We start from the raw sequence: 18744 nt of genomic DNA, 5'->3' as shown, positions 1-18744 counted from the left end.
CCTTAGGGGCGAAAAACGACCAAAAGCATCCAGGCGAGCAGGGCGTTGAGCACTACGCCGGCGATGATCAGCACGAGAAAGAGCGGCGCGCCCAGGCCGATGAGCGCCAGCAGGAGCCCGAGCGGGAGGTTGAGCAGCGAGAAGGCGACCACCAGGCGGGCGTTGCCCGCATTCCAGAGGGGGTGTGGCAAATCGTCGAGAACCTCGGGCGGCAGGCGGCTCTGGTTGTCGCGCACGATCTGGCGGGGGTCGACCGGCGGGGCGGTATCGGGGGTAGCCGCCGAGCGCTGCTCGCGCAGGGCCAGCCGACGCGCGACCGGGAAGGCGTCGGCCAGCTCGGGGAATTCGGCGGCACGGCGCCAATCGACATCGCCTGCCCGGGCAAGGAAACTCTGCGGCAGGACGATCCCCTGCCCGATCAACTGGCGTAGCTGCTCCGCGTCGTAGGGGCCGCGGGGCTCGTGTGTGCGAACGTCGAACCAGTAATAGCTATTTTTTGCCACGGCGGGCGCGCATACCCTTCTGCAACTGCTTCTGGAAGAGGGGCAGGATGTCCTGCTCGATGTAGGTGAAGGCGGCGTCGAGGCCCTGCTCTCGATACACGACGCCGATCTGCGCCTCCATGCGGGTGGGCTCGCCGAGGCCGGAGAGGAACTGGTTGCTCGTCATCTGCTCATACAGCTCGTGCCGGGAGAGGTTGCCCGGCAGGGGCTGCGTGAGGATGTACTGGCGGGCGAAAAGGCCCAGCACGGCGTCGCCCAGCCAGGCCAGGTCGCGCACTTCGGCTTCGGTCTGCATGGGGGCCATCCAAGGCGATGCGTAGCGGGAGGGCAATCCCGCACACGGGCTAGGCCTGCTTTTCCGGCGTCTCGGCGGTGGCTTGCGCGGCCTGCCTCTGGCGATGGCGGCGGTAGCCGTGGCCGCCGATGAGCAGCACGAGGGCGCTGGCCCCGAGGATGGTGGCAGGCTCGGGCACGGGCACAAGCTCACCGTTTTCGAGCAACATGGCGGCCCAGTAGCCTTCGCCAAACCCGTTGGGGTTTTTGAAGAAGATACGGCTTACCTGGCCGCTGGTCAGCGCGCTGGCGTCGGAACCGAAGAAGATCTGGTCGGTGCCGCCCCCGCTGCGCTTGCCCGACCAGTTTTCGATGATCAGGAAGTCCGAAGAGGTCCAGGAGCCGGCGAGCGAGGAGCTGTCTTCAAACTTGAGGATGCTCGCGCCCGCGCCGAGGTCGAAGGTGCTGCTGCTCGCGAGGGTCAGCTTGCCAAAGTCGGTATTGCTGAAGCCTTGGGTGTCCAGCTTGGCGTTGTTGAGCGCGAGCGCGGTGCCGCCGGCCACCTGCTCGTGGTCGGAGAGGAGGAGCGTGCCGCCGTTGATGTTGATCTTGTTCGCGCCGTCAATCGCCGGGCCGTTGGCCGAAGCCAGGTTCAGCGTGCTGTTGTTGACGGTGATGTTGCCCGTCATCGTGCTCTCGCCGGTGAGCGTGAGCGTGCCGGTGCCGTTCTTGACGAGGTTGCCGGTGCCGCTGATCGAGCCGCCGTAGACGGTGCTGGCGTTGTTGCCGCCGGTCGTGAGCGTGTTGGAGCCGAGCTCGACGTTACCGCCGTTGCTGCCGCCGCCACTGAGGCTGCCGACCGTTTCGTCGCGGCCATTGAGCACGACGCGCGCGCCGGTCTGGTTGGCGAGGCTGAGGTTGGCGTTGTTGCCGATGTTGTCGTTGGCGCTCAGCTTGAGCGTGCCGGCGGCCACATGGACATCGCCGGTAAAGGAATTGTTGGCCTTGAGGTCGACCGTGCCGTCGCCCACCTTCACCAGGCCGGCCGAGCCGCTGATGCCTTTCTGGATCGTCAGCTCCGTGCCGGCAGCGGCGCCGATGGCGGAGTTGCTGCCGAGCGTGATGCTGCCGTTGTAGGTATTGTTTCCAGAAGCGTTGTAGAGCGCACCGAGGTTGTCGTGGCCCGCACCGTTGAGCGTGAGGTTCTCGTTGGTGATGGTGATGCCGCCGGAGAGGCCGAGCGTGCCGCCATTTTGCACCGTAGTGCCACTGTTGTTGCTGCCCAGGGCGTTGTTGTGCGCCGCCATCAGGATGCCGCCTTTGATGGTGGTGGTGCCGCCGTAAGTGTTGTTGCCCGAGAGGACGAGCGTGCCGGAGCCTTCCTTCGTCAGGTCGGAGCTGTTGTTGCCGACGATGGCGGAACTGACGGTGGTGGTGCCGGTGCCGCGGAAGGTGATGTCCTTCCCGTTCAGGTTGAGGTTGCTCCCGTTCTTGAGGACGGTGCCGGTGCCGCTGTTGGACCAGATGAGGTCGTCGTTGAGCTGCAGTTCCGCGCCGATGATGCGGTCGCCGTCGCCCGTCATCGAGATACGGGCGGGGCCGGTGCTGGCATCAAGGATGATCTTGTTGCTCGCACTGCCGCTGTTGTCGGAAGTCTGGCGGATCGTGTAGTCGTCCTGGCCGGAGAACATCCAGTAGCCGAGCGTGATGGAGCCGTTGGGGTCCACGTCCCAATTGTCGTACGAATTGTCGACATCGGGCATGTAGATGGCTACGCCCACGCCTTGCGGCTGATTGTAGGGATCGTCGACCCAGTTCTCGTAAGGCCCGTTCCAGGTGTAGCCCCAGAGGCTGTAGGTGTCTCGCTGGAGCCAGTCGTTACGGGTGGAGCCACTGTTGTTCGAGGAACCGTCCCAAGTATAGGAGATGGAGAACTGGGGCACGATTTCCCAGATGCCGTTACCCCGATTGATGGTGGTGGCGGTGGCATTGCCCCAGTCGGAAAAGCGGATGTTGTTGAGCAGCGTGCTACTGCCGGAAACATTTTGCGAGACGAGGAACTGGTCGATCCCGCCACCGTACTGGGCGTCGCCATCCCAGTCTTGCACATAGAGGGTGCCGCTGGCGGTGCCGCCCCAGTTGTCGAACTCGATGATGCTGCTATCGCCGGTAAAGCCGAAGTAGGACTGGTTGCGGAAGGTAAAGTCGCCGAGGATGTCGCTGAAGCCGTTGGTATCGAAGCGGCCGCCGTTCCAGTAGTAGTTGGCGTCGTCGTTGATCTGGTTGTCGGCCCCGAGGCGGACGATGGCGTCGTTGGACGTGTAGATGGCCCGGGTATTGGCCAGCGACTGCCCGTTCTGGTTGTTCAGGTAGATGACGGCGCGGTCGTTCAGGATCGTGTCGCCGCTGTAGGTGCTCGTGTTCGTCAGCGTCAGCTCGTGGCTGTGGTGCAGCTCCAGGCTGCCGGTGCCGCTGATTACGCCGCCGTAATTCGAATAACCGACGCCGCCGTTGCCGATGCGCAGGGTGTCGTCGTTGAGGTAGACGTTGCCGCCGTTGGTGCCGCCGCCGTTGAGCGAGCCGATGGTGGCCCGCGTCGCGCCGGAGAGGCCCAGTTCAAAGGATGCGCCCGCGCGGTCGGCGAGGTTGACCGTGGGCCAGGCGTTGAGGGAGGAGATGTTGGCGATGCGGATCCGCCCTTCCTCGATGTTCATGGTGCCCAGCGAGTTGCTACCACTGAGCACTACGGTGCCTTCGCCCACCTTGGTGGCGGTGCGGCCATTGGAATTGTTGAAGTTGCCGGTAAAGTTGACCGTGCCGTTCCCTGCCGCGGTAAAGTAGATGTCCTTGTAGAGGTCGATATTCCCGGTAAAGGACGAGGTGCCGCTGGTGTGTGTGCCGCCAAGCGTCGTCTTGCCGCCGTAGTTGTTGACGCTGAGGTTGCGCGCGACGGTGATGCCGCTGCGGTTGGTGACGAGCGCCAGATCGCTGCTGCCGGTGCTGCTGTTGCCAATGACGACGGTGCTGCTGGCGTTGCCGAGCGAGCCGGTGACGTTGCCGCCATTGGGAGCATTGTCGCCCACCGAGAGGGTGCCTTGCGAGATCGTGGTGGTGCCGCGATAGGCGTTACGGCCATTCAACTCGACGGTGCCTTCGCCGGTCTTGGTAAAGTTGTAGTTGTTGTTCTGGTCGTTGGTCGTGATGCCGGGGTTAATGACCAGCGTCGAACCAGCCGAGGCGCCGACCGTGGTCGAGCCGTCCATCCGCACGACGGTATTGCTGTCGAGCGTGTTCGTGCCGGCGAGCGATTGGAGGGCACCCTTGCCGTCGGCTCCGCTGCCGCCTTTGAGCACGATGCTCTTGGGCCGGTAGCTGCCGTTGCCGCTCAGCGCGTCGAAGGCGAGTGTAGCCCCATTGGCGACGTTTACATCCACGGCGTTGCTGCCGCTGTGGACGCCGAGACCCGTGTTGGTGCGGGCGACGACGGTGCCGCCGTTGATCTGGAGGTCGCCTGTCCAGGCGGAATTGTCGCCCTGCAGCACGAGGGTGCCGGGCTGGCCCTTGCGGATTTCGTTGCTGCTGGCAATGTCGCCGGCGAGGATGACCTTGCTCACGGTCTCGACGTCGAGCACGTTGCCGTTGGTCTTGATGTCGCCGTTGATCGTCAGAGTCTTTTCGACGTAGTGGTCGATCTGCAACTCGTTCTGCAGCTCGAGGTCGACATTGAGGGTGTGCTCGGCGTTACCTTGTGCGTTGTTGAGCACGTTGAGGTAGCTGGCGCCGGAGTCGTTGCCATTGTCGAAAATGATCTTGATGCCCGGCTGAGTGGCGTCGGGATTCAGCGTATAGCGGTATTGGCCGCCAAACGTCATCGAGTCGATGGTCTTGTTGCCATCCTGCACGGTGATCGCCTGGTCTTCGCTCACGAAGGCGTTGTTGAAGACGACGTTGGGCGACTGACCGGCGGAGAGGCCGGTGCCGGGGTTGGTATCCGTCAGCCAGTTGACCTTGTGGCCGCCATTGGGGCCGTCGTTGGCGTTGCCCCAGTACTTCTGGCCCGAGCCCTGGCTGTTGTCCCAGATCCAGGTGTCGCCGGTGGCGCTGGTTTCGACGTCGATGCGGCGCATCTCGATCGTCTGCGTGCTGCCGCCCGTGGAGCCGGCAAAGCCCAGGCGCAGCTCGTCCGGACGCTCGACACCCAGGTTGCTCATGTCGACCTGCATGACTTCCAGGAACTCCGCCGTGAGGCCGAAGCGCATGTAGATCGTCATCAGGTCGTTCTCGTCGATCACGATTCGGGCGCTGCGCATGACCTCGGCCGAGGGGCGCGCGCTGCCCGCAAAGTCCATCTGCTCGGTCAGGCGGTTGACCGTCGTCGGGGTGCCGTTGCCGTTGAGGATGGTGGTATTGACGCCGTTGATGCCGCCGCCGCCGGTGCTGGCGAGGAACTGGAAGCCGTCTTGCCCACCGAGACCGCCGGTGTCGGGGCCGCGCACGACGATCGCATTGTCGTAGAGCGTGGTGCTGGAGCCGGTCGTGTACTGGTTGAGGCCCCCGTTACGGCCTTCGCCGCTATTGGAGTTGTTGCCGTAATTGTCGAAGGCGATGCCCACGTAGCCGCCGGGCATGCCGCCCACGCCAGAGCGGTTGGCGTAGCCGAGCGAGCCGCCATAGGCGCCGGGCGTAAAGAGGTCGATCGAGGCGTCGTAGAGGAAGAAGGTAAAGCCGTCTGCGCCCGTGCCGCCGTACATCGCGAGGTCGAACGAAATGTCGATCGTGTTGTTGTTCGACGGGATCTTCGTGTCGAGGAAGACGGCGTTGGACTGGTTACCGACGTTCTGGGTAGTCAAACGCAACCAGCCGTTGCCTTCGGTATCGCCTACCGCCGTGCCCGCCGTCAGGTAAGGGCCGGGGCTGGTATCGCCTTGGCTGAACCGCCAGCCGGGGGCAGCGGAATAAGTAAAACTCTCGTAAAAGGCAAACTGAGCATGTGCAGTCGAGGCAAAGCCCGCGCAAATCGCGAGCCACAACGTGGTGGGAAGGCGGCGCTTTAAGCTGAACGACTTAACAAGTTGATGCTGAGTGCTCACGAAGATCCAATACGAGTGATTACGGACAAGACTAGGGTAATTATCCCAAAATAGCAAGTACGAGTTATCCACCTAGCGCTGCCGAAAATAAGCTCAGGATCTTGCAAAAAGGGTGTAAAAAAGCCGCTCCGCACTTTCCCCTAGTTCCTCCATCGCTATGCCCTTGGCGTCGGCTACGCACTGGTAGATCATCGGCAGATTTCGCGGACTATTCAGCAGCGCCTGGTCGAGATCGCGCAGTTCCTCCACCTGGCAATGCTCGGGCCCCAGCATGTCGGGCGCATCGGTCTCGATCAGGAGGCGATCGAGCGGAAAGGCCTGCAGGGCTTGGCGGTATTTGGTGCGGTGCGGGGCGCAAAAATAGCCGCTGACGCTGAAGTAGCAGCCCATCTCAGCCAGTTGGTGGATCATCTCGGGGCTGGCGCCCGGCGAGTGCAGGAGCATGCGCGGCGGCAATGCGCTCCGGCGCTGCAATGTCTCCAGCAGCGGCCCCCAGGCCTTGAGGCAGTGAATGGTGACGGTGCGGCCCAATTCGCAGGCGAGATCGAGCTGCTGCTCGAAGGCGCGGCGCTGCCGGGCGAGGTCGTGCCCCGGGATCCACTGGTCCAGACCCACCTCGCCGACTGTCGCGTCAGAATTATCCTGCAGGCGTTGTCTCAACTCTTCAAGCCAGCCTGCTGGCTCTTGCCCCACGCGCCAGGGGTGCAGACCGTAGGCTGGTCGAATCCATCCCGGGTGCGCCTCCGCCAGGGCCTCCACCGCCGGCCAGTCCGCCGGGGAAGTGCCGTTGGTTACCAGCCCGGCCACGTCTGCCTCGCGCAAGGCGGCGATCAGGCGCTCCCGGTGCGGGTCGAGGCGAGTATCCTGCAGGTGGAGGTGAGCGTCGAACTGGCGCATGAGCGAGATCTACAGAGGATATATGAGCCGCAGATAGACGCAGATCTCTGGACGACTGCCCTACCCTTTCGACTTCGACTCGGCGCTGTTCTTGGGCGTGAAGCCGGTCAGGTTGGTCGTGAGCATGCGCAAAGTCCGGCGCAAGACGGTGTAGCTGTAGTAGCGCTTGGCGACCTTGAAGTTGTGCTCGACCGTGTCGTCGCGGAACTTCGCGTCTTCCAGCAGGCGGCTGACCGTGCGGATGACTTCGCGGGTGATGAAGCCGTCGATCACCGCCAGCTTGAAGCCCTTGGGCTCGATGTCTTCGACAAAGATGCTGTAGCGGTTGATGACGATGGGCTTCTTGAAGTAGATCGCCTCCAGCAGGGCGTTGCCGAAGCCCTCGTAGGTGCTCGGATAGGTCACAAGGTCGCAATGCGGGTAGAGATCCCACAGGGTATAGAGCTTGCGGCCCTGGCTGTCGAGCTGGCGCACCTCGCTCACACGCTCGCCGATGAAGCGGAGGTCGACGCCTTCTTCGCGGGCCAGCTCTTCCAGCATGTGCATGTATTCAAAGCCTTCGTCGCCCGCATCGTGGGAGATGACGAGCTTGTACTTCGGGTCGTTGAGCATCGCCACGAGCTTGATCGCGTGCTCGATACCCTTGCGCGGCACGATGCGCGTCGGCTGGAGGATAAAGATGTCGTCCGGCTCCAGGCCCAGCTCTTCGCGCACGTCCTTGGAGTATTCGTCGGGCTCGGGCGGCGGGCGGTCGAAGTCGAAAACGTTGGGGATGAGCAGGCTGCCCACGCCCTTGCGCAGCGAGAGCTGCTCCTGCGCCGCGTGGTTGATCACGGTGTGCGCGAGGCTGGGCAGGCGGGGCGGGAAGGCCTGGTCGAGCAGGTCGGTGACCGACGAGATCGAGAAGCGGGTGCGCTCCCAGTAAAAGTCGTGGTGGTGGGCGATCGAGGGGATACCCGTCTCGGCAATGAACTCCGTCAGCGCGATGCCGAGCGGCAGGTTCATGGGGATCGTCAGCGCGTTCTCCGGCACGAGCACGTCGATATTGTGGCGCTCGACGAAGACGTAGAGGGTGCGCTTGAGGTAGTCGGCCAGGTCGCGGATCCGGCGCGAGACGAGGGGCGAACGGCGGGTGGAGCTCCAGATGCGCTCGTTGATCCACTGCACCTCCGGGTGGCCGAAGTGGGCCTCGGGGATACACATCGAGACGTCTCCCGCGCGGTCGCTGAGGCCGCTATACCAGTAGCTGATATGGCGGTCGTGCCAAAGGACGTGAGCCCATTTGGCGCTTTCGAGGGAAACGCCGTCAGTTCCGGCGAATCGTGTGGAGACGAATCCAAAGTTTTTCGGCATCGTGCAAATCCCGCAGAGGTGAGGCTGCGCCTGGCCGAAGCGACCGGGCCACTCGCGTTAAAGGACAACGAAGTGGCCGATGGGTCAAGAATGGTTGCGGAATTACGCCGCGAGGGTGCGGGTTACCCTCAGGCGCTCTTCTTGGCCTTGGCCTGGGCGTCCTTGAGGAACTGCAGGAAGCCTTCCAATCCGTCTTGCGGGTAGCCCATGATGCGGGAAATTTCGTTTCCTTTGGCGTCGGTCACGATAATCGTGGGGAAAGCCTGGATCTCGTATTTGTCTGCAAGTTGTTGATTTTGGCGCTTTAACGCATTCGACTGCGGCTTGGCGCGGGGGTAGTCGACCTCCACGAGCACAAATTTGCCCTCCACCGCTTTCGCGAAGGCTTCGGTGCTAAAAATGTTGCGCGAGAGCGCCATACAAGGCGGGCACCAGTCCGACCCGGTAAAATCGTACAGCACGAGCTGGTTTTCGGCGGCGGCGGCCTCCTGGGCCTTGGCTACATCGGTCTGCCACTCCTTGCCTTCGGCGGCAGAGAGGGTGAGAGCGCCGGCGAATAGGAAAAGGGAAGCAATCCAGAGGCGAAGTCGTTTCATCATGATCATAGGATAGCGGAACGTATGCATTATTCCGGCGAAGGATGGGTTTCGAATCAACGCTTCTTTGTAGGCAAAATGCAACTGCTGCGCATGTGAATACCCCTACTTTGCACGGCCTCGCTAACGCCGCTCGCCTCCCTCCAAAAATCCCAAGTTGCGATCTATCAGCAAAAAGCGCTTGGCATGAGCTTCCGGCGCGCAATATGCTTACAGCGCCATGGCGATGGATCCTCTTTTGAATGATGTCCTGAGTCGGGTGGATGACTACCGCCTGAGACTCTCTGCTTTACGCGAAATCATTCTGGCCAATACCGTGATGTGCGGGGAAATTTCCTCCCCCACCTTCCGGGAAGAACGGCTGGTACGTTTTCTTAACGACCGCTTTACCGAAAGCGGACTGCAAAACATCGGCACCGATGAGGCAGGCAACGCCGTCGCGATGCTCCCGGGGACGGAGGGCAAGCACAACATCCTGATCGCGGCCCATACCGACAAGATCTGGGAAGAAGGTGTCGACCACACCGTCAGCGTCTCGGGCGACCGCCTGACCGGCGCGGGCGTGGCCGACAATTCCCTCGGCGTCGCGACCATGATCTCGGTGCCCGACATGCTGGAGCGCCTCGGCATCAAGCTGAAAAGCAACCTCATCCTGCTCGGCGCCAGCCGCAGCATGGGCCGGGGAGACCTGGGCGGGCTGCGCTTCTTCCTCGAAAACACGCAACGTGCGCCGAGCGCCGCCGTCTGTCTGGAAGGCGTGCAACTGGGCCGCCTCTCCTACAGCAGCCTGGGTATGGAGCGGGGCGAGCTGGTCGTGGAATCGCACGAAGACAAGACCCTTTCCACCCGCTGGGGCAGCACCGGCGCCATCGTGGTGATGAACCGCGTGGTACGCCAGATCCTCGAGATCCGGACCCCCGAAGAGCCCAAGACCTCGATCATCCTCGGCTCGGTCCGCGCCGGCAGCGCCTACAACACGCCGCCCCAACGCGCCACCCTGCGTTTCGAGATCCGCAGCGAAGCCCCCGGCATGGTCAACGAGATCAGCGACCGGATCCGCGAGATCGTGGAAGAGGTCAATGCCGAAGACCAGACCACCGCGCACTACACCATCGTCGCCCGCCGCAAGCCGGGCACCATCGGCTTTGGCCACCGCTACACGGCGGCAGCGCGCAAGATCATGGAAGCCCTCGATGTAAAGCCGAAGGCCGCGCCCAGCATCAGCGAACTCAGCACCCTGCTCGACCACAATGTGCCGAGCCTGACCCTGGGCCTCACCTACGGCGACAACAAGCACGAGCAAAACGAAACCATTTACATCGAACCCATCTTCCGCGGCCTGGCCCAACTGGTGGCCCTGCTGGAAGTGATCGACGGAGACTTGCAGGATGAGCAGTAAAACCGACAGCAAGAAGATCGACAAGTGGCTGGAGAAAAACACCTTCCACCACGGCCAATTCTGGGACTTGCTGAGCCTCGTGCGCGAGAAAGAGCGCAAGGGCCTCAAGATCAGTCTCTGTATCCCCACGCTCAACGAAGAAAAGACGATCGGTAAGGAGATCGTCATCTTCAAGAGCGAGCTGATGGACCGCTACCCGCTGGTCGACGAATTTGCCGTGATCGACTCCGGCTCGACAGACAAGACTCAGGAGGTCGCCGCCGCCTTCGGGGCCGACGTCTACTACTCGGGCGACATCCTGCCCGACCAAGGCTTCAAGCGCGGCAAGGGCGAAAACCTCTGGAAGGCCATCCACCAGCTCAAGGGCGACATCATCTGCTATGTGGATGCCGACATCAAAAACATCCACCCGCGCTTCGTCTACGGCCTCGTCGCTCCGTTGATCTACAACGACGACATGCACTACGTGAAGGCGTTCTACGACCGCCCAATGGCCTTCAGCGGCGGCATTCGCCCCTCCGGTGGCGGCCGGGTGACGGAGATCCTCGTGCGCCCGCTCTTCTCCCTCTTTTTCCCGGAGCTGACCTGCCTCATCCAGCCGCTTTCCGGCGAATACGCGGTGCGACGCGAAGTGTTGCAGGAGATCCCATTTCCCATCGGTTACGGGGTCGAAACGTCGCATATCATCGACGTCTACATGAAGCGCGGCATCAACGCCTTCGGCCAGACCGACCTCGACCAGCGCGTCCACCGCAACCAGACGACCCTCGACCTCGGCAAGATGAGCTTCGGCATTCTGCAGAGCTTCCTCAACCGAATGGAGTCATACGGAATGGTTGATAAGTTGCCGGAAATGAGCAACTTCTTCAGGCAGTTCCAAGCCGAAGGGAACCGCTACGAGCAGGTGGTAAAGGAGATCATCGAGGAAGAACGCCCGCCGATGGAAACCATCCCCGAATACCGCAAAAAATTCGGCCTGCCCCCGCTCAAATAACCCCCAAACACCCTCGCCCCATGCGGATCGCCCAAGTCCACTACCACCTCAAACGCGGTGGCGTCACCCGAGTGATTGAGAATGCCGTCGCGGCCCTCGACGGTCGCGGCGTGGACATCGTGGCCCTCTGTGGCGAACCCTACGACGGTAACGCCCTGCCTAAAGTGCAGGTGGTCGAGGGGCTGGCCTACCAGAGCGATTACAGCGCCGTGGATCCGGCCGCCCTTGCCCAGCGCATGCAGGCGGCCGCCCGCGAGGCCTTGGGCGGCGATCCCGATGTGTGGCACATCCACAACCACAGCTTGGGCAAAAACGTGGTATTTCTGGAGGTGCTCCATCGCCTGCTGGCCGAGGGCGCGAAGGTGTTGTTGCAAATCCACGACTTTGCCGAAGACGGGCGGCCCACCAATTACCGACGGCAGGCGGAGGTCTACGACAAGCAACGCGACATCGGCACCCTCGGGGAGCGGCTTTATCCGGCGGGCGCGCAAGTCCACTACGCCGTGCTCAACGCCCGCGATTTCCAGAGCCTCCAGCACATGGGCGTGCCGGAAGATCGCCTGCACCTCTTGCCCAACCCGGTTTCCGTGCCCGACCTGGAGCGCGAGCCGGAGGGTGAGACGCCGTTTCCCGACGCCAAGCAGGTCTTCGTCTACCCCACCCGCGCGATTCGGCGCAAGAACGTGGGCGAGTGCCTGTTGCTCTCGCTGCTCGCCCCGGCGGGCAGCGTGATTGCCCTCACCCTGAGCCCGGCCAACCCGGAGTGGCAGCCGATCTACAACCGCTGGCAAGCCTTTGCCCAGGAGCAGATGCTGCCGGTCGAGTTTGGCGTGGGCGAGCGCGAGCAATACACCTTTGCCGGCCTGATCCACCGCGCCGACGCCCTGCTCACTACGAGCGTGGCGGAGGGCTTCGGGCTGGCCTTCCTTGAGCCGTATCTCTTCGGCAAGGGCGTGGTCGGTCGCGACCTGCCCGCCATTACGCAGGATTTCAAGCAGCACGGGATCGAGTTCCCCGGCCTCTACGAACGCCTCGAAGTGCCGCTGGGCATCGTGGGCGAAGGGCCGTTGCGCATCCAGCTGGAGAAGGAGCTGAAAAGCTACTTTGCCTCCTACGGCCACCGGGCACCCAAGGATGCCGTCGACCGGGCAGTCGAAGCGTCCGTCCGCAACAAGCGGATCGACTTCGGCGTACTCAGCGAAACCTTTCAGGAGCGTGTGATCACGCAACTGCGCGCCAATCCCACCATGGCGGCCGACCTCCGCCGCCCCGCGCTGGAGCCGGTCGACCCGAAGGTGATCGCGCGCAATCAAAAGCTGATCGCCAAACACTACAGCCTCCCGGCCTACGGCGAGCGCCTGCAAGGCATCTACACCGGCCTGAGCAAAGCGTCGCCCAGCGAAATCGGCTCCCACGACGCCACCGCGCTGCTCGCCTCCTTCCTCGACCCCGCCAAGTTCTCCCTCCTGCGCGTGTAGGTGAAGGGAAGGTCAGATTAACCAGAAAAGACAGAAAATTAAGACAACAGGCCTGAATTTAATCTATCTTTTCTGCTTTTATCTGCTTTTTCTGGTTAATAGTACTGCTACGCTTTTCTCATGCCTACCCCTGATCGCACGACGGCGCTGAAGCGCGGGATGAAGGGGCATTGCCCGCGCTGCGATTGCCGCGACATCTACGTGAGCCATTGGCGTTTGCGCGACCGTTGCCCCAAGTGCGGCCTGCCGCTGGAGCTGGAAGACGGCTGGAGCTACGGCTCCGTACCCCTCGCCTACGGGCTCGCAGGTTTTGGCTGGGTGCTGCCGATCTTCGTGCTGGCCGTCTTTGGCGTGATCGACCCCATCCCTGCCGCACTGATCGGCTTTGCCGGCGTCGTCATCCTCCCGCTGGCGACCTTCCGCTTCACCAAAAGCCTCTGGGTGGGCGTCTACTACAGCCTCATCCACAACGAAATGGGCCAGCGCGACGCCACCGGCAAAGGCGATCATCACGGGTAGGTGTTTACGGCTGGCACAAGCGGCAGAGGCGTCACATGCTGCCGCCATGAAGCGTTTGTGGCCTCTCATTCTGCTAGCCCTCTTCGCAGCCTTGGCGGGTTGCGGCAAAAAAGCCCCGCCGCCCCGGCCCAACATCATCGTGATCGTCGCGGACGATCTCGGCTACGGCGAGCTTGGCAGCTACGGGCAGCGACAAATCGAGACGCCCAACTTGGACCGCCTGGCGACTGAAGGCATCCGCTTTACCCAAGCCTATGCGGGCAGCAGCGTATGCCAGCCCTCCCGTACCTCACTGCTCACGGGGTTCCATACCGGCCATTCGCCCACCAAAGGCAACTTCGCACCACCGCTCCCGGCGGGAACGGGCACACTGGCCACCCTGCTACAGCCGCTGGGCTACGCCACGGGTCTAGTGGGCAAGTGGGATTCCGGCCCGGTCGGCAGCAGCGGTTCGCCCAACGCGCAAGGCTTCGGTCACTTCTTCGGCTACGACAATCTGGTGGCGGCGCATAACTACTGGCCGGCCTTCCTCTGGTGGAACGATCAACAGGTGCCGCTCGCTAACGTAGTGCGCGAAGTGCCGGTCGATTATGCCGACGCCACCGGCGGAGTCGCCACCGAGCGCGTGCAATATGCGCCCGACCTGCTGCTCGAAGGCGCCCAGAAGTTTATCGCCGCCGAGCATGCGGCTGGGCACCCGGTCTTTCTGCTCTACACGCCCACCCTGCCCCACGCCAACAACGAAGCTGGCAATGAGGGCATGGAAATCCCCGACGCCGGACGCTATACCGAGCGTGATTGGCCGCAGGCCCAGCGTAACCACGCCGCCATGATCACTCGACTGGACGACGAGGTGGGACGACTGCGCGCCCAGATCGAGGAGCTGGGAATGGCCGATAACACGATCATCATTTTTACCAGCGACAACGGCCCGCATCGCGAGGGTGGTGCCGACCCCGAGTTCTTTGACAGCAACGGCCCACTCCGAGGAGCCAAGCGCGACCTCTACGAAGGCGGCATCCGCGTGCCCCTGATCGTCTGGGGCGCGGGCATCGAGCGCGGGGTGGACGACACGCCCGTCGCCCTCTGGGATCTCTACGCGACGTTGCAGGCTTTGACGGAGGCAGATGGTGAAGCGCGCGACGGGATGCCTCTGCCTTTTGCCGCTGACGATAAACCGACTGAGCGAGTGCTTTATTGGGAAAACCACGAGGAGCCTGTCGCGCGGGCGGTGCGTTTTGGCGACTGGAAGCTCATCGAGTTCCCAAATTCCGGACGAAGTGAGCTTTACAATCTGGCCAACGACGCCGCAGAAAAACACGACCTCGCCGCGACCGAACCCGAGCAGGTGAAAAAGGCACTGGAATTGATCGAAAAGAACCGAGCGACGGACGAGTGAACAGAATTGCCCTCTCAAAAACAAAAACACAGTGGACAGCGCCGCGTTTGCCTTTTCCTTTAGGAGCAGCAGGCATGACATACGAGGAGGCAAAGCGTTGAGATTGATCGACCTGAATCCGCATGGCGGGATCGGAGCCAACTCGCTGTTCGTGCAGCTGGGGCCCTTCAAGATCCTCGTCGACGCCGGGCTGAGCCCCAAACACGAGGGCAAGCAGGCCATTCCCCGGCTCGACCTGATCAGCCGCGAGCAGCTCGACTTGATCCTGCTGACCCACTGCCACCTCGACCACCTGGGCGCCATCCCGCTGGCCATGCGCCAGAACCCAGCCGTGCCTCTGGTGATGACGCCCGCCAGCAAGGTGATCGCCCAACGCATGCTGCACAACAGCCACAGCGTGATGGTGCGCCAGCGCGAGGAAAACGGCATCCGCGATTACCCGCTCTACACGCGCGGAGAGATCGAGGCGATGAGCGGCCGCATCTTCCCGCTGAACCCCGAGCAGCCGCGCTTCCTCAGCAGCCAGACGGGCGACAAGATGACGCTGACTTTTCACCACGCGGGCCACATCCCCGGCGCGGTGGGCCTCACGCTGCAGTACCGCCACCGCAAGGTCTTCTTTAGCGGCGACGTGCTCTTTGCCGACCAACGCACCCTGCCCGGCGCCGCCTTCCCGCGCGACCCGGTGGACACGCTGGTGCTGGAAACGACCCGCGGCGCCAACGGTCGCGAGCCGGGATACTCCCGCGAAAAGGAAGTCGCGGAGATGGTGAAGGAGATCAAGCACACCCTCGAGATCGGGGGCAGTGTGCTGCTCCCCACCTTCGCGCTCGGGCGGATGCAGGAGGTCTTCACCATCCTCCAGCAGGCGATGGTGCGCCGCCAGATCCCCAAAGTGCCGGTGTTTGCCAGCGGCCTGGGGGTCGATCTCTGCGACTATTTCGACGAGATCGCGCGCAAGACCAAAGCGGTGGACTTCCGGCGTCAGGTGCTGAAAGACCTGAAGGTGCAGAAGTTGCCCAATGGCTACAAGCCCGGCCAGAAGCTGCCCGGCCCCGCCATCTACGTGCTGAGCAGCGGCATGATGGTCGAGCACACGCCCAGCTACATCGCCGCCGTCAACCTGTTGGGCGACAAGCGCAACCTGGTGGCCTTCGTCGGCTATTGCGACCCGGATACGCCGGGCGGGATGCTGCAAAAGGCGGCCGAGGGCGAATACTTCCTCTTTGAGGTACTGGACAAGCGGGCGATGCTGGCCGCACGGCGCATGCGCTTCGACCTCAGCGGTCACGCCGACCGCGAGCAGCTCCTGTCCTTCGCGCTCGAGGTGAAGCCCCGCGCAGTCGTCCTCACCCACGGCGACCCGGAGGCGCGCGCGTGGTTTGCCGAACAGCTCAAAGCCGCCCGCCCCGAGCTGCAGGTAATCGACCCCGAGCCGCTGAAGCCGATCGAGGTGTAAGGGACCCGAGAGCTGCAACAACACAGATTAGGTGGAATAGCGCCAAAAATTAGCTAATCTATGAAACGCAAATCGGGTTGACATCTAAGTTGTGGAACCCGATTTCTTATTCAGCGGGCCTAATCCTGCCCCTCCGACAAAGCCCCCTCAAGATTTTCCCTGAGTCCTGGATCAGCTTCAACTCAAACAATGACCAAGACATCTAAACTGCCTTTTTCACGTTTAACCCCGAGCTTGTGCTTGGGGTTTCTACTGAGCAGTCCTGCAGAGCTGGCTGCTTTCTCCTGCAGAGATAGTAGTTATAGTGAACTTATCTCCGTCGGATCAACGGTATTCACTGGCAAGATCATAGACATTCAAATCGAAGCTATGCCAACTCTCTTTGGCGAATACCAGTACAACCAGAAAAGCACGTTTGAGGTATACAACATTTACAAAGGGGACAGCTCTATCCAGACCATCAGTGTTGTTTCCGCATACTCTCCATCTACTCACGGGCAACAGTGGGGAGCGCCAGCAGTTGGTTCAGAATGGCTGGTCGTAGCGATCGATCGTAATATTGCCACTGCAGTTGAAGTGCCGGAAGACAGCTTTCCGGACGTAGCGCTTAAATTCGATGTGTGCTATGCTTCCAATCCCCTTCTGCAAGTCTACTTCTCCTTGCCGGTTCTGCCTTATCTACCTGAACCCGTTCGCTCCTACACGGGCGGCCCATTTGGAGATGCTCAGCTAAGCAAGCACTTTGCCTATGTGGAAGGCCGTGGCCTCCTCTACACCAAGTTTTACCCTTGGGTTCGCGATCCTTCGTTGGGCTACTGTTGGCAGTATGACGGATCGGTGCCGAACGGTGTAGAAGGCCAATGGACCTATGCCGAGAACTTTGGCAATTTGTGGATAGACCCGGCTTTCCTGCCTTGGGTCTACAGCAGCGCCGAGCAAGGGTGGCGCTATTATGCAGCCGAGGGGGCCGACGGTGTCTGGCTCTGGTCACCTGAAGCCCAAGAGTGGGGGTTTCACGAGTTCAACAACGACTGGTACGCCATTTCTCCTAGCGTAATCCCTGAAAGCGAACTGGAGAAGCTACATTAAGGCAAAAAAGCCACTTCCCGGCGAAGGAAGTGGCTGAAAGGCGACTGCGAAACCCGCTTCTTACGCGCGGCGGCGCCAGGCGGCAAAGCCCAGAGCACCCAGGCCGAGGATCGCGGCGTAGGTCGAGGGCTCCGGCACGGCGGGCATCGGAGAGAAGGTGTAGCCATACGTGGCCAGCGGTTCGCCCTCAGGCTGCGCGCCAAAGGCCATCATCAGCGGGAACGGAGGGTAGATGAAGGCTTCGAAATCGCTGGGGTTGACAAGGCTACCTACTTCCGGGTCGGAAAGCACACCCCACATCGGAGACTGCATCGCCATGAACAGCGCATCGTCGAGCTGCATGAACGCAAATTCCGACTCCTGCGAGGTGAGGGCATAGAAAATCGGGAATTCGGACATCTCAAAAACGCCCGCGTAGGAGTTTTCGGAGTCGCTCCAGATTTCGTAGTAGCTGTCCAGGATCCCCGCGCCGCCCACAATACGCAGCTCGAGGAAGACATAATTCAGGCCCGTGAGCGGATCTTCCGAATTACCGAAAGCCGAGTAGGTCTCGTCGAAATAGTAGAGGCTGAACTGGAACTCGGAGCCGTTGAGGCCGAGCACGTCTTCGCCATCCGCAAAGGGATAGATCGAAAAGTCGACCGAGTGGGAGGGTTCGGCCATAACGGCGACCGGAAGCAGCGCGAGGGCTGCAAGCGTTGACTTCAACATAGATTACAGAGGTAAATCGAACAGTAGATGCGGCTCAGCCTCTCTAGACCATAGAGAGATTACGCCGTGGCATTAGATCGGCTAACGCCGCTTCGAGTTAAGATCGACTTATCAAAAAAAATGCAGGCCTTTAAAGTGGCCTGCATTCCCAAAGGATTTCCTACTTACGGCGGCGCCAGGCGGCGAAGCCCAGAGCACCGAGGCCGAGGATCGCGGCGTAGGTTGCAGGCTCCGGCACGGCAGTGAAGGGGCTAGAACTGTAGGCATACATCAGCGGAGAGCCGCCCTCGCTGCTGGCAAACATCATGTAGGGCACAAAGGCCGTGTATTCGAGTCCTTCGAACGACCAAGGGTCGATATCGCCCCCGAGCGTCGCCTCTCCGGAGTAGAGCGCACCGACAATCGCCGGCAGCACAAAGAAGTCGCCCGCATTGAAGAAGAGTTCCGGGCCAAATTCAGACTGGCCGACGGGGTAGAAGGGGAAAAACACATTCCCGTTGCCTTCCACCTCCGCAACCATCGCGTAATAATCAACGTTTTCCGAAGAGTGCGTCAGGTCGTAGGTGCCGTCCAGGATAGAACCACCCGCGATGGTCATCTCCACCCCGTGGAAAGTAAAACCGACCGCAGGAAACGGCTCCTGCTCTCCTCCCCACACGATGGCTTCATAGTCGCCATCGTAGGAATACATCGAGAACGTGACCGAAGCGTTGTTGAGACCGGGTTCGTCGGCGTGATCCATGGCCTGGAGATACACGGTATACTCCACATAGACGTTGGGCGCAGCTGCCAGGGCGCAGGGCAGAGCCAGCGCGGCAAAAATCAGAGACTTCATTTGAAAAAAACAGACGTTATAGGTGTTCAGGATGCCTCGCCCGTTTTCAAAAACCAGACGAGCCCAAGGCATCGACCTAGCATATCGTCAAACAAACGCCTCAATTTAGCCCATAAGCCGCCCTTAATGTAAAAACCTCGTAAACACGT

At 61.7% G+C, this 18744-nt stretch carries 15 protein-coding genes; 7 read left to right on the top strand and 8 right to left on the bottom strand.

All coding sequences use genetic code 11. The features are described from left to right. Positions 1-2 precede the first annotated feature (2 nt). From Q7P63_13340 to Q7P63_13315, 6 genes are all read right to left on the bottom strand, one after another. Positions 3-503 (bottom strand): DUF4339 domain-containing protein, encoded by a 501-nt coding sequence (locus Q7P63_13340; protein MDP0501073.1) that lies wholly within the window; start codon positions 501-503, stop codon positions 3-5. Beyond that, positions 490-798 (bottom strand): hypothetical protein, encoded by a 309-nt coding sequence (locus Q7P63_13335; GenBank protein ID MDP0501072.1) that lies wholly within the window; start codon positions 796-798, stop codon positions 490-492. Before Q7P63_13335 ends, Q7P63_13340 begins: the two co-directional genes overlap by 14 nt. A gap of 49 nt (positions 799-847) precedes the next feature. Then, positions 848-5806: an autotransporter-associated beta strand repeat-containing protein gene (locus tag Q7P63_13330; GenBank protein MDP0501071.1), complete on the bottom strand. Its 4959-nt coding sequence runs from the start codon at positions 5804-5806 to the stop codon at positions 848-850. A gap of 153 nt (positions 5807-5959) precedes the next feature. After that, on the bottom strand, positions 5960-6763 hold the full coding sequence (locus Q7P63_13325) for a TatD family hydrolase (protein ID MDP0501070.1): 804 nt from the start codon (positions 6761-6763) through the stop codon (positions 5960-5962). A gap of 60 nt (positions 6764-6823) precedes the next feature. Further along, positions 6824-8116: a glycosyltransferase family 4 protein gene (locus Q7P63_13320; GenBank protein MDP0501069.1), complete on the bottom strand. Its 1293-nt coding sequence runs from the start codon at positions 8114-8116 to the stop codon at positions 6824-6826. A 128-nt stretch (positions 8117-8244) separates the two neighbouring features. Beyond that, entirely contained in the window at positions 8245-8715 is a 471-nt protein-coding gene (locus Q7P63_13315; protein MDP0501068.1) for a thioredoxin family protein, read from the bottom strand. A gap of 223 nt (positions 8716-8938) precedes the next feature. Here Q7P63_13315 and Q7P63_13310 point away from each other — a divergent pair, with 223 nt between their 5' ends. The 7 genes from Q7P63_13310 to Q7P63_13280 all read left to right on the top strand — a co-directional run bounded on the left by Q7P63_13310 (position 8939) and on the right by Q7P63_13280 (position 17049). After that, positions 8939-10111 carry a M20/M25/M40 family metallo-hydrolase gene (locus Q7P63_13310; GenBank protein ID MDP0501067.1) on the top strand — a complete coding sequence of 391 codons (1173 nt, stop codon included), beginning with the start codon at positions 8939-8941 and terminating at the stop codon, positions 10109-10111. Next, a complete protein-coding gene (locus Q7P63_13305) occupies positions 10101-11105 on the top strand; it encodes a glucosyl-3-phosphoglycerate synthase (protein MDP0501066.1) in 1005 nt (334 codons plus the stop codon). The genes Q7P63_13310 and Q7P63_13305 overlap by 11 nt, the downstream gene beginning before the upstream one ends. 20 nt (positions 11106-11125) lie before the next feature. Continuing rightward, on the top strand, positions 11126-12583 hold the full coding sequence (locus tag Q7P63_13300) for a glycosyltransferase family 4 protein (protein MDP0501065.1): 1458 nt from the start codon (positions 11126-11128) through the stop codon (positions 12581-12583). 120 nt (positions 12584-12703) lie between these two features. Further along, positions 12704-13102, top strand: a complete 399-nt coding sequence (locus Q7P63_13295) for a DUF983 domain-containing protein (GenBank protein MDP0501064.1) — start codon at positions 12704-12706, stop codon at positions 13100-13102. Positions 13103-13148: 46 nt separating this feature from the next. Next, complete coding sequence (locus tag Q7P63_13290; GenBank protein MDP0501063.1) at positions 13149-14501, top strand: arylsulfatase; 1353 nt, start codon at positions 13149-13151, stop codon at positions 14499-14501. 103 nt (positions 14502-14604) lie between these two features. After that, the gene (locus Q7P63_13285; protein ID MDP0501062.1) at positions 14605-15960 is read left to right on the top strand and encodes an MBL fold metallo-hydrolase; all 1356 of its coding nucleotides are present in this window, start codon (positions 14605-14607) and stop codon (positions 15958-15960) included. 189 nt (positions 15961-16149) lie between these two features. Next, positions 16150-17049, top strand: a complete 900-nt coding sequence (locus Q7P63_13280; protein ID MDP0501061.1) for a hypothetical protein — start codon at positions 16150-16152, stop codon at positions 17047-17049. Between the two features lie 60 nt (positions 17050-17109). Here the strand turns inward: Q7P63_13280 and Q7P63_13275 are convergent, their stop codons facing one another. Both Q7P63_13275 and Q7P63_13270 read right to left on the bottom strand, forming a co-directional pair. Continuing rightward, complete coding sequence (locus tag Q7P63_13275) at positions 17110-17712, bottom strand: PEP-CTERM sorting domain-containing protein (protein ID MDP0501060.1); 603 nt, start codon at positions 17710-17712, stop codon at positions 17110-17112. Between the two features lie 208 nt (positions 17713-17920). Continuing rightward, positions 17921-18595: a PEP-CTERM sorting domain-containing protein gene (locus Q7P63_13270; GenBank protein MDP0501059.1), complete on the bottom strand. Its 675-nt coding sequence runs from the start codon at positions 18593-18595 to the stop codon at positions 17921-17923. Positions 18596-18744: the final 149 nt, after the last annotated feature.

The organism is Verrucomicrobiota bacterium JB022 (genome assembly GCA_030673845.1).
Taxonomy (GTDB): domain Bacteria; phylum Verrucomicrobiota; class Verrucomicrobiia; order Opitutales; family Oceanipulchritudinaceae; genus WOUP01.
This window is presented reverse-complemented; position numbering and strand designations above follow the sequence as displayed.